The 11,255-nt window shown below is 44.1% G+C and carries 11 protein-coding genes and 4 tRNA genes; 8 read left to right on the top strand and 7 right to left on the bottom strand.

The features are described 5' to 3' along the window. Positions 1–20 precede the first annotated feature (20 nt). The 5 genes from L4C32_RS04495 to orn form a co-directional block, all read right to left on the bottom strand. A tRNA-Met gene (locus tag L4C32_RS04495) sits at positions 21–97 on the bottom strand. A gap of 96 nt (positions 98–193) precedes the next feature. Then, positions 194–269, bottom strand: a tRNA-Gly gene (locus tag L4C32_RS04490). A gap of 20 nt (positions 270–289) precedes the next feature. Next, positions 290–366, bottom strand: a tRNA-Met gene (locus tag L4C32_RS04485). A gap of 225 nt (positions 367–591) precedes the next feature. Continuing rightward, positions 592–667: transfer RNA gene (locus L4C32_RS04480), tRNA-Gly, on the bottom strand. Between the two features lie 128 nt (positions 668–795). Next, positions 796–1,341 carry an oligoribonuclease gene (gene orn, locus L4C32_RS04475; RefSeq protein ID WP_428195659.1) on the bottom strand — a complete coding sequence of 182 codons (546 nt, stop codon included), beginning with the start codon at positions 1,339–1,341 and terminating at the stop codon, positions 796–798. Between the two features lie 81 nt (positions 1,342–1,422). Between orn and rsgA the strand changes: the two genes are divergently transcribed. From rsgA to L4C32_RS04455, 4 genes are all read left to right on the top strand, one after another. Next, complete coding sequence (gene rsgA, locus L4C32_RS04470) at positions 1,423–2,481, top strand: small ribosomal subunit biogenesis GTPase RsgA (RefSeq protein ID WP_428195658.1); 1,059 nt, start codon at positions 1,423–1,425, stop codon at positions 2,479–2,481. Between the two features lie 73 nt (positions 2,482–2,554). Further along, positions 2,555–3,433, top strand: a complete 879-nt coding sequence (gene asd, locus L4C32_RS04465) for an archaetidylserine decarboxylase (RefSeq protein WP_489672084.1) — start codon at positions 2,555–2,557, stop codon at positions 3,431–3,433. Positions 3,434–3,569: 136 nt separating this feature from the next. After that, positions 3,570–4,985 (top strand): SLC13 family permease, encoded by a 1,416-nt coding sequence (locus L4C32_RS04460; RefSeq protein WP_428195657.1) that lies wholly within the window; start codon positions 3,570–3,572, stop codon positions 4,983–4,985. After that, positions 4,985–5,869, top strand: a complete 885-nt coding sequence (locus L4C32_RS04455; RefSeq protein ID WP_428195656.1) for a DMT family transporter — start codon at positions 4,985–4,987, stop codon at positions 5,867–5,869. Before L4C32_RS04460 ends, L4C32_RS04455 begins: the two co-directional genes overlap by 1 nt. A 4-nt stretch (positions 5,870–5,873) precedes the next feature. On the opposite strand, the gene epmA is transcribed toward L4C32_RS04455, so the two are convergent. Further along, positions 5,874–6,848: an elongation factor P--(R)-beta-lysine ligase gene (epmA, locus tag L4C32_RS04450; RefSeq protein WP_428195655.1), complete on the bottom strand. Its 975-nt coding sequence runs from the start codon at positions 6,846–6,848 to the stop codon at positions 5,874–5,876. A gap of 397 nt (positions 6,849–7,245) precedes the next feature. On the opposite strand from epmA, the gene frdA reads away from it, so the two are divergent. Genes frdA through frdD form a run of 4 tightly spaced genes read left to right on the top strand, consistent with a single transcriptional unit; the run spans position 7,246 to position 10,559 of the window. Then, on the top strand, positions 7,246–9,057 hold the full coding sequence (gene frdA, locus L4C32_RS04445) for a fumarate reductase (quinol) flavoprotein subunit (protein ID WP_428195654.1): 1,812 nt from the start codon (positions 7,246–7,248) through the stop codon (positions 9,055–9,057). Continuing rightward, positions 9,057–9,797: a succinate dehydrogenase/fumarate reductase iron-sulfur subunit gene (locus tag L4C32_RS04440; protein ID WP_428195653.1), complete on the top strand. Its 741-nt coding sequence runs from the start codon at positions 9,057–9,059 to the stop codon at positions 9,795–9,797. The genes frdA and L4C32_RS04440 overlap by 1 nt, the downstream gene beginning before the upstream one ends. A gap of 2 nt (positions 9,798–9,799) precedes the next feature. Continuing rightward, positions 9,800–10,183 (top strand): fumarate reductase subunit FrdC, encoded by a 384-nt coding sequence (gene frdC / locus L4C32_RS04435; protein ID WP_428195652.1) that lies wholly within the window; start codon positions 9,800–9,802, stop codon positions 10,181–10,183. 10 nt (positions 10,184–10,193) lie between these two features. Then, positions 10,194–10,559, top strand: coding sequence for a fumarate reductase subunit FrdD (frdD, locus tag L4C32_RS04430; protein ID WP_428195651.1), 366 nt, complete (start codon positions 10,194–10,196; stop codon positions 10,557–10,559). A gap of 126 nt (positions 10,560–10,685) precedes the next feature. On the opposite strand, the gene efp is transcribed toward frdD, so the two are convergent. Next, entirely contained in the window at positions 10,686–11,252 is a 567-nt protein-coding gene (efp, locus tag L4C32_RS04425) for an elongation factor P (protein ID WP_428195650.1), read from the bottom strand. Positions 11,253–11,255 lie beyond the last annotated feature (3 nt).

Raw genomic sequence — 11,255 nt, 5'->3', positions numbered from 1 at the left:
ATTCTCTTTTAAAAAGAGATTGGTTGCGGGGGCCGGATTTGAACCGACGGCCTTCGGGTTATGAGCCCGACGAGCTACCAAACTGCTCCACCCCGCGTCCGATTCACTATAATAAAGTTAGTGATGACTTCCACCGCATAAGTTCGATGACAACTATCCGCTTTACATGCTCACTGCACACAAAGCTAGAATTTGGAGCGATACACGAGGCTCGAACTCGTGACCTCAACCTTGGCAAGGTTGCGCTCTACCAACTGAGCTAGTATCGCATTCTCTTTTAAAAAGAGATTGGTTGCGGGGGCCGGATTTGAACCGACGGCCTTCGGGTTATGAGCCCGACGAGCTACCAAACTGCTCCACCCCGCGTCCGATTCACTATAATAAAGTTAGTGATGACTTCCACCGCATAAGTTCGATGACAACTATCCGCTTTACATGCTCACTGCACACAAAACTAGAATTTGGAGCGATACACGAGGCTCCCGATCTTCGAGGTTTAAGCGTGACCTCAACCTTGGTAAGGTTGCGCTCTGCTAAACATACCTGTGTTTCTCTCACTTACCGTTACTAATGCAACGTTAAGATTTAAATTGGAGCGATACACGAGGCTCGAACTCGTGACCTCAACCTTGGCAAGGTTGCGCTCTACCAACTGAGCTAGTATCGCATTTCCAGTATGGAGAACTCTTCTCCTCTACGGGCTGCGAATTATACGAGCATAATCAAACGATGCAAGCAGATTTTTCAAAAAAATCGCATTTTTTCAAAAAACCAATTCATTCGCATAAAAATCAATCAAATTGAGAATACTTTTTGACGATAATACTGAAGTTCAGCAATCGAATCACGAATATCATCCAATGCTAAGTGACTCCCTTTTTTCACCACCCCATCTAAAATTTCTGGCTGCCACCTGCGCGTCAGCTCTTTAATTGTACTTACATCAAGGTAACGGTAATGGAAGTACTCCTCTAATGAAGGCATTCCTTTATATAAGAAGCGGCGATCTTGTCCCACACTATTTCCACAAATTGGGGAAACGCCCTTAGGTATCCACTTCTCTAAAAATGCAATAGTCTGCTTGGCTGCTTCATCTTCAGTAATTGTGCTGGCCTTTATACGCTCAACAAGGCCACTGTTTGTATGCGTAGTCGTACACCAGTCATCCATTTTCTCTAATTCAGACGCTGGTTGATGAATCGCTAAGACTGGCCCTTCCGCTAATATGTTAAGCTGAGCATCCGTAACAATAGTCGCAATTTCGATGATTTTATGAGTTTCAGGATCCAAACCTGTCATCTCTAAATCAATCCAAATTAAATTTTGATCGCTGAATGACATATAGATATTGCCTATTTAATGACTAAACCATGTATGATACTCACCTGACACTGAAAGCCAACTTAAAGCGAATTATTTTACGTGACGAAGAAGAAAAAACTAACCAAAGGCCAAGTACGCCAAGTCCGAACTAATCAAAGAAAGCGGTTAGATAAACCGGATAAGTCGCTACAGTGGGATGAATCTCTACTTGAGGCAGCTAAAGAGGGCTTAGTGATTACTCGCTTTGGGCAGCATGCTGATATAGAAGATCTTGAGACTGGCACCATTCATCGCTGTAATTTGCGCCGTGCCATTGAGACTCTCGTCTCTGGTGATAGAGTTATTTGGCGACCAGGTACAGAGGTTCTTGCTGGTATTTCAGGTGTCGTTGAAGCCGTACAACCGAGAGAATCAGTCCTTACTCGCCCAGATTATTATGATGGTATAAAACCGGTAGCAGCTAACGTCAACCAAATCGTTATCGTCTCCTCCATTCTGCCTGAGCTCTCTCTCAACATTATTGACCGTTACTTGATTGCCTCAGAAACATTGGAGATCAAACCTTTTATCGTGCTCAATAAAATTGACCTGCTTGATGAGCAAGAAATTATTGCAGTAAAAGAGACTCTCAGTCTGTATGAAAAAATTGGCTATAAAGTACTATTGGTTAGCCGAGAAAGCGGCGCTGGTCTTCCAGAGTTAAAGCATGCACTCAAAGATAAAATAAATATCTTTGTTGGTCAGTCTGGTGTTGGAAAATCAAGCTTGGTCAACGCACTGTTACCTGAACTTGATATAGAAGAGGGTGCGGTTTCAGAGAACTCGGGGTTAGGGCAGCACACTACCACAGCTGCTCGCTTGTACCACTTTATGGATGGTGGCGACTTAATTGACTCTCCTGGTGTTCGAGAGTTTGGTCTGTGGCACTTAGATAAAGAGCAAGTCACCGGTGCGTTTGTTGAATTTCGTCCCTTTATTGGCGGTTGCCGCTTCAGAGACTGTAAGCATGGTAATGATCCCGGTTGCATTTTCCGCGAAGCGATTGCCAATAATCAGATCTCTTTAGAGAGGTTTAATAGCTACCATAAAATCGTTGAAAGCATGTCTGAAAATAAAGCAAACAGACAGTTCTCTCGGAATAAGAAAGCAGATCTTTAATCTTACACCTGACTTTCTTCATCATTTTCGATAACATTTATCAAAACAACTGGTCATACATTTAGGCGAACCTGTGCTAGATAATATTAAAATAAGTTTACAATACTGTACTCCCAAACACGCATTAACTCGTTTGATGGGAAAGTTGGCCTCTGCTGAAGCTGGCACATTAACCACCGCAGTGATTCGCTGGTTTATCAAACAATACAAAGTAGACATGCAAGAAGCCCTTAATCCAGATCCTGCTTCTTACCGCTCTTTTAACAGCTTCTTTGTTCGTGAACTTGCAGAAGGCATGCGTCCTATCGTTCAAGAAAGCAACACCCTTGTTCACCCGGCCGATGCTTGTGTTAGTCAGTTTGGTCCTATTGAAAATGGGCGTCTGATACAAGCTAAAGGCCACGACTACTCTGCTCAAGAACTGCTAGGCGGCGATGCTGAATTAACGCAAGAGTTTACTGGTGGTGAGTTTGCTACACTTTACTTATCTCCAAGTGACTATCATCGTGTGCACATGCCATGTGATGGGGTATTACGCCAAATGATCTATGTACCTGGTGATCTTTTTTCAGTGAACCCGCTAACGGCAGAAAATGTGCCAAATCTATTTGCCCGTAATGAACGTGTGGTCTGTATTTTTGATACTGCATTTGGTCCAATGGCACACATTTTAGTCGGTGCCACGATTGTAGGCAGCATTGAAACCGTTTGGGCTGGAACAGTCACTCCACCTACAGGTCCGGATATTCAGCGTTGGGAGTACCCTGCAGAAGGGATTAATGCGATTGCTTTGGAAAAGGGAGAGGAGATGGGACGATTCAAGCTTGGTTCAACCGTTATTAACCTCTTTGCTGCTGATTCAATCTCATTTGATCACAGTATGGCACTGGGTGAAACCACTCGTCTCGGAACACCTTACGCACAAAAAATAAGCCACGAACAAGCCGTTTAGGCAAGGTCCACTCCGTTTTTTCTAAAAGGAGCGGTTTCGCTCCTTTTTTTTATGTAAAATTCTATGTTGATCTTGGTATTTTAAGTCTATTTCTTTATGCTACAAGTATAATTAAGTCGAGGGAATTGAATCAGATATGACAAAAATAAGTCCAGCACTCCTTAGTAAACTTCTTATCTCTTCTCTTATTCCTTTGATTATCTTAATGATGCCTATTGATTGGATTCCTATTCCCGAGTTAACGGTCATTCAGCAGCGATTATTAGCGATTTTTGCTTTAGCTGCTCTGTTGTGGGTATTAGAACCCGTTCCAGTCTTCGCCACCTCAATTTTAATCATTACCCTCGAACTGGTGATGATCTCCAATAAAGGGCTACACCTCTTTAGAACGGTTCCAGATGGCCACTCATTTGGTACCTTAATGAATTATACCGACATTTTGGGCGCCTTCTCTTCCCCTATTATTATTCTCTTCATGGGTGGGTTTGCCTTAGCTATCGCAGCCTCAAAATATGAACTGGATAACAATTTAGCTCGTGTGCTTCTCAAGCCCTTTGGCACCCAACCCAAATTTATTATGCTGGGCTTAATGCTCATCACTGCCGTATTCTCAATGTTTATGTCCAATACCGCCACAACGGTTATGATGTTAGCGCTTTTGGGGCCTATTGTTGCTTCAGCACCTAAAGGAGATCTTGGAATTAAAGCACTGGTGCTCTGTATTCCTATCGCGGCAAATACTGGTGGTATCGCCACCCCAATCGGAACCCCACCTAACGCAATTGCATTGCAATACTTAACTGGGGAGAACAGCATTGATTTCTTAACCTGGATGATGATGGGTATCCCTTTTGTCATTATTCAGCTGTCGTTCGCTTGGTGGTTATTACAAAAATTATTCCCCTCTTCAGAAGATAAAATGGTCTTAAAGCTGGAAGGCAGTTTTCAAAAAAACTGGCGTGCTATCGTGGTTTACATCACCTTTGCTTCTACCATTTTGTTGTGGATCACGACTAAGCTGCATGGCATGAACACCTACGTTGTCTCTATCATTCCTTTAGCAGTATTCACCTTGACTGGCATTATGGGTAAAGAGGAGATAAAAAAGATTAACTGGGATGTGCTATGGCTAGTTGCCGGTGGTATCGCTATCGGGATAGGTTTAGATAAAACTGGGTTAGCCTCAGCCATGGCACACTCTATCGATTATGCTAGCTTATCACCCGTAGCAGTAGTGCTTACGCTATCTATCATCTGTTGGTTAATGGCGAACTTCATGTCTAATACCGCAACTGCAAACTTATTAATGCCTATCGCTGCAGCAATTGCAGCATCAATGGAAAGTCTCGCTTCTGTTGGTGGCATTCAAGGTGTATTAGTTGTGGTCGCGTTCTCCGCTTCTCTCGGTATGATCTTACCCGTATCAACCCCGCCTAACTCGCTCGCTTACTCGACGGGGTTGATTGAGAGTAAAGACATGGCTAAAACCGGTGTGATTATCGGTATAGTCGGCTTAATTACGGTGTATATTGCCATGCTATTTTTAACCTAATGAGTTTTGAATGGCTTGCATTGGCCGCGGCTTTTTTATGGGCCTTTTCCAGTTTGGTTTCTGTGACTCCAGCTCGACACCTTGGTCCCTTTGCCTACAGTCGTTGGAGAATGGGTTGTGTCGCGGTCATGCTATCAAGCATGGCTTGGTTTACTGGTGGCTGGCAGAGTGTCGAAAGTGCTTTCTTTTGGCCAATGGCACTCTCCGGTTTAATTGGTATTTTTATTGGTGATACAGCCCTATTTGCCTGTTTCAACCGAATCGGTCCAAGGCAAGCAGGTTTGCTGTTCTCTTGTCACGCTCTCTTTTCTGCCGTTCTTGGTTACTGGTTATTTAACGAAACCATGCAACTGCTCGAGCTGCTCGGCGCTCTGTTGGTCTTTTCAGGCATCGTAATTGCTATCTTCTTTAATAAAAAAAGAGGGGAGCATGATTGGGAGGCTGTTAAGGGAAACCTTTGGGTCGCCATCGCGTTGGGGTTAACCGCTGCACTTTGTCAGGCTCTGGGTGGAATTATTGCCAAACCGGTAATGCAAACCAATATTGACCCCATTGCCGCCTCTGCCATTCGTATGTGTACCGCTTTTGCTGCTCACTGCGTGTTAAGAGCGACTAACATGCCAATCACTCTGCCTCACAAACCACTGAACCTACCCATTTTAGGCGCGGTTGCTATGAACGGCTTTCTTGCTATGGCAGTGGGGATGACGTTGATTTTATACGCGTTAAGAGAGGGAAATGTCGGCATGGTTGCTCTACTTTCATCAACCACACCTATAATGATTTTGCCATTACTCTGGTTATATACCAAAAAAAGGCCAAGTCGCGCCTCTTGGATAGGGGCGCTGTTAGCCGTAATCGGTACCGCCCTGATTGTCAGTTGAGCCTTTAAGCACGGTCAAACGGAAACGTGGTCACCCTATCGATATGATCCTGATCCAGCGCGAGCATAATCAAACGATCAACCCCTAATGCAACACCAGCACAATCAGGGAAACCCGCTGCAATGGCGGCGATTAAATTATGGTCGATAGGTTGTGCAGGTAACCCCATTTCAAGACGTTTTTGATTATCCTCTTCAAATCTGGCGAGTTGCTCTTTGGCGTTATCTAACTCATGAAAGCCGTTGGCAAGCTCGATCCCTTTAAAATAGACCTCAAAACGGTCAGCAACTCTTGAGTCCTGTTGGTTGATCTTGGCTAAAGCGGCTTGAGACGCAGGAAAGTCATAAACAAAAGCAGGGGCATCTTGGCCAATCTTCCCCTCCACTCCCATACTGAAGAGCAGTTGCAACAGCGTATCCTTATCTTTTTCATTATCAGCAATATCGGATAAACCAAGCGTCGCTGCCACCTTTTTCAGTTCACTCATTGTCGCCTCTAAAGGGCAGACCCCCAATACGGTTAAAAATGCTTGCTGATAACTCATTCGAGTTGCCGCAGAAGTGGATAAAATAAGGGTTAATAACTCCTCCATTTCATCCATTAAGTCATGGTGGTCAAAACCGGGACGATACCACTCCAACATGGTGAATTCAGGGTTATGATAACGCCCTGCTTCTTCATTTCTAAATGATTTACATATCTGGTAAATAGCCCCGCTGCCCGCAGCTAGTAGACGCTTCATATGAAATTCAGGACTGGTCATCAGATAGAGGGTTTTTCCCTCTGCGTAACCCGGCCCAACAAATTGAGTATTGAAGGTATGAAGATGAACATCGGTGACCGTAGCGTGACTCATTGCAGGGGTATCAACCTCAAGCACATTACGCTTTAAAAAAAACTGACGAAGCGTTGCTAACACTTCAGCTCGACGTTTCAACTGCTCGATTGATGCACTAGGCGTCCACATCGCTTTATTCATCGTTTTCTCTCCACTATTTTTGCTTATTGTATCTCAGATTTACAACGACAAGCAAAGAGAGGTAATGAATATCACTCTTATTTCAATCTATTAATCATTTTTAAAACAGTGTGTTACTAGCTCGCAAACAACTTCTATACTACAATCGATTAACATTAACTAAACGTGATAAATTTCCTAATATTTTTCCTGAAAGTTTCAAGGTGATCATCGTCACACTACTTGGAAGTTTATGCCTAATTAGAGGTATGAAAGCGAGAAATGGGTAACAGAATCAATTTATTTCTCTAGCGTCTCTTCTAAAATATGTAGTTAGGATTTCAAGGTGAAGCACAGCTCTTTTATGCTGGCTTTGATTTGTTCTTTCTTTAAATTATCTTTTATCCGGAGGATACCTGTGAAAACAATTACCACAGATATCGCAGTAATTGGCGCTGGCGGCGCTGGACTTCGCACTGCAATAGCAGCTGCTGAAGCAAATCCTGAGCTAGAAATTGCTCTTATCTCTAAAGTTTATCCAATGCGATCTCACACGGTTGCAGCGGAGGGTGGTTCTGCTGCCGTCACCAAGGAAGAAGATACACTGGACAATCACTTCAACGACACGGTTGGCGGTGGTGATTGGCTATGTGAACAGGATGTTGTTCAATACTTCGTTGAAAATGCACATCGTGAGATGACCCAGCTCGAACAGTGGGGTTGTCCATGGAGCCGTAAAGAGAACGGTGACGTGAATGTGCGTCGTTTTGGTGGCATGAAAGTAGAGCGAACTTGGTTTGCTGCGGATAAAACCGGCTTTCACATGCTGCATACCCTATTTCAAACCTCAATGAAGTACCCACAAATCAACCGATTTGATGAGTATTTTGTTGTCGACCTTCTGGTTGAAAATGGTGAAGTTCAAGGCCTAATCGCCATACATATGGCCGAAGGCGAACTTATCTGTATTAAAGCAAAATCGGTTGTACTCGCAACGGGTGGGGCAGGTCGTGTTTATCACTGTAATACTAATGGTGGTATTGTGACTGGCGATGGAATGGCAATGGCGTATCGCCACGGTATTCCTCTTCGCGATATGGAGTTTGTTCAATACCACCCAACAGGTCTACCTGGTACCGGGATCTTGATGACAGAAGGTTGTCGTGGAGAGGGCGGTATTATGATCAATAAAGATGGCTATCGCTATCTGCAAGATTATGGCATGGGCCCAGAAACCCCAGTTGGCGAGCCGAAGAACAAATACATGGAACTTGGCCCTCGCGATAAAGTGTCTCAAGCCTTTTGGCATGAACAACAAAAAGGGAACACCATTAAACATGCTCTCGGTGATGTGGTTTACCTCGATCTTCGTCATTTAGGTGCCGATTATATCAATGAACGTCTGCCGTTCATTTGTGAACTCGCTAAAGCCTACGTCAATGTTGATCCCGCCGTAGAGCCAATCCCAATTCGTCCAACGGCACACTACACCATGGGTGGCATCGAAACCAATAAAGAGAATGAGACCTCAATTAAAGGCTTATTCGCAGTGGGAGAGTGCTCATCTGTCGGCCTGCACGGTGCAAACCGTTTGGGTTCAAACTCTCTGGCAGAGCTGGTTGTTTTTGGCCGTCTTGCTGGTGAAAATGCGGCAAAACGTGTGGCAGAATTTGGCGGTTGGAATGAAGCGTCCATTGAGCGCCAAATTGAAGAGGTCAAAGCTCGCATTGACGAATTAATGAATCAAGAAGGTGATGAGAACTGGGCGGAAATCCGCACTGAGATGGGTCACTCTATGGAAGCCGGCTGCGGTATCTACCGTGAAGAGATCTCCATGCAGGCAACCATCGATAAGATAACTGAACTCAAAGCGCGTTATAAAAAGATCAGTGTGAAAGATAAAGGCAAAGTGTTCAATACTGACCTTCTTTATGCCATTGAAGTGGGATATGGCTTAGAAGTTGCTGAAGCGATGGCACACTCAGCCATGTTACGCAGAGAATCTCGCGGGGCACATCAGCGTTTAGATGAAGGTTGTACGCTACGTGATGATGAAAACTACTTGAAGCACTCTCTGGCTTACTACAACAAAGATGCCGCACCAACGATCAAATACAGTGATGTCACTATTACTAAATCGGCACCGAAAGCTCGTCTATATGGTGAAGCTGCCGAACAAGCCGCTGCTGAAGAAGCTGCCGCCGAAAAACAAGCACAGGAGCAGCCATAATGTCAGTTAACCGTATTCAAAAAGTTGATATTCTGCGTTACGACCCAGAAAAAGACGAAAAGCCATACTTACAAACGTTCGAAGTTCCTTTTGATGAAACCATGTCAGTGCTTGATGCTCTTGGTTACATAAAAGACCACTTAGACAAAGACCTAACCTACCGTTGGTCATGTCGTATGGCGATTTGTGGCTCATGTGGAATCATGGTCAACAATGTACCAAAACTGGCTTGTAAGACTTTCTTACGTGATTACGCCGATGGCCTAAAAATAGAGCCATTAGCGAACTTTGCTATCGAGAAAGATCTGATTGTTGATATGACGCCATTTATTGAACGTCTTGAAGCGATCAAGCCATACATCATTGGCAATGATCGTACTCCAGACCAAGGTCCTAACAATCAAACACCTGAGCAGATGGCTAAATACCAGCAATTTGCAGCCTGCATTAACTGTGGTCTTTGTTACGCAGCCTGTCCTCAGTTTGGTCTAAACCCTGAGTTTATTGGTCCAGCCGCATTGACCATGGCACACCGTTACAACCTTGATAGTCGTGATAGCGGCAAAGCAGAACGAATGAAACTGATCAATGGTGACAATGGCGCTTGGGGTTGTACTTTCGTTGGTTACTGTTCAGAAGTCTGTCCAAAAAGTGTTGATCCTGCAGCTGCCGTTAACCAAGGTAAGATTGCATCTTCACAAGACTTCCTCATTGCAATGATTAAACCTCAGGAGGCATAAAGATGAGTAACCGTAAACCTTACGTTCGCGAAATGACCCGTACTTGGTGGAAAGATGATCCTTTCTACCGCTTCTATATGGTTCGTGAAGCAACGGTTTTACCCCTGATCTTTTTTACTCTGTTCCTGACAATTGGTCTGGGTAGCTTAGTAAAAGGTCCGGAATCTTGGGCCACATGGTTAGAGTTTATGGCAAACCCAGTCGTCGTCGCCATTAACATCGTGGCACTGCTTGGTAGCCTATTCCACGCACATACTTTCTTTAGCATGATGCCTCAGGTAATGCCGGTTCGTATTAAGGGCAAGGCATTAGATAAGAAAGTGGTTGTTTTAGCTCAGTGGGCAGCGGTTGCCGCCATTTCACTGATTGTTTTAATTGTGGTTTAAGGAGACTAACGTGGTAAATCATAATCCTAAACGTTCCGATGAACCTATCTGGTGGGGCCTATTTGGCGCTGGCGGCTCTTGGTTTGCAATGATCACCCCAATCACGGTATTGGTATTAGGGATCTTAGTGCCGATGGGCATTATTGATGCGGATGCAATGAGCTATGATCGGGTTGTCGATTTTGCAACTAGCGTCATTGGTGCTCTGTTTATCGTAGGGACACTTGCACTGCCTATGTGGCACGCCATGCACCGTCTGCATCACGGTATGCACGATCTTAAATTCCACACAGGTGTGATCGGTAAGATCGCCTGCTACAGTGTTGCTGGCCTAATTTCAGCAATCTCAGTGATTTTTGTCTTCATGCTGTTTTAAGCAAATAGTACGGTCCTAAACTAAAGCACCACACGTTAATATCGTGTGGTGCTTTTATTTATCTGGCATAAAAAAACCGCAGTAATTTCTACTACGGTCTGCATAATCATCAAGATAACGAGATGATTACTTTACACGCCCTACATATTCGCCAGAGCGTGTATCAACCTTAATCACTTCACCGATACAGATAAACAAAGGAACACGTACAACAGCGCCTGTTGTGAGTGTTGCAGGCTTACCACCTGTGCCTTGTGTATCACCTTTTAAGCCAGGATCCGTTTCAGTCACTTCCAACTCAACAAAGTTTGGTGGTGTGACTACGATTGGATTATCATTCCACAATGTGATCATGCAAGTGTCGTTTTCAACTAACCACTTCGCTGTGTCACCCACAGATTTTGCATCTGCTGCGATTTGTTCGAATGTAACACTGTTCATAAAGTGGTAAAATTCGCCGTCGCTGTATAGGTAATCTAAATCGATATCGATAACATCGGCAAGTTCGAAACTTTCACCGGATTTAAACGTCTTCTCTAGCGTTTTACCAGAAAGTAACTTGCGAAGTTTTACGCGGTTAAAAGCCTGACCTTTACCTGGCTTAACATATTCATTGTCGATAATTGAACATGGTTCATTATCCAACATAAATTTCAAACCGCCTTTGAATTCATTGGTACTTACTGTCGCCATGAT

Origin of the sequence: Aliivibrio kagoshimensis, from assembly GCF_050337105.1 — a bacterium.
GTDB classification, from domain to species: Bacteria; Pseudomonadota; Gammaproteobacteria; order Enterobacterales; family Vibrionaceae; genus Aliivibrio_A; species Aliivibrio_A kagoshimensis.
Note: the sequence above shows the minus strand (reverse complement) of the source record. Positions and strands in the feature narration are given on the sequence as shown.

Bases quoted from the DNA above. Each gene is read 5' to 3' on its own strand.
- orn (WP_428195659.1), bottom strand. From the start codon at position 1,341: ATGTCATTCAGCGATCAAAATTTAATTTGGATTGATTTAGAGATGACA.
- L4C32_RS04460 (WP_428195657.1), top strand. From the start codon at position 3,570: ATGACAAAAATAAGTCCAGCACTCCTTAGTAAACTTCTTATCTCTTCT.
- L4C32_RS04455 (WP_428195656.1), top strand. From the start codon at position 4,985: ATGAGTTTTGAATGGCTTGCATTGGCCGCGGCTTTTTTATGGGCCTTT.
- epmA (WP_428195655.1), bottom strand. From the start codon at position 6,848: ATGAATAAAGCGATGTGGACGCCTAGTGCATCAATCGAGCAGTTGAAA.
- L4C32_RS04440 (WP_428195653.1), top strand. From the start codon at position 9,057: ATGTCAGTTAACCGTATTCAAAAAGTTGATATTCTGCGTTACGACCCA.
- frdC (WP_428195652.1), top strand. From the start codon at position 9,800: ATGAGTAACCGTAAACCTTACGTTCGCGAAATGACCCGTACTTGGTGG.
- efp (WP_428195650.1), bottom strand. From the start codon at position 11,252: ATGGCGACAGTAAGTACCAATGAATTCAAAGGCGGTTTGAAATTTATG.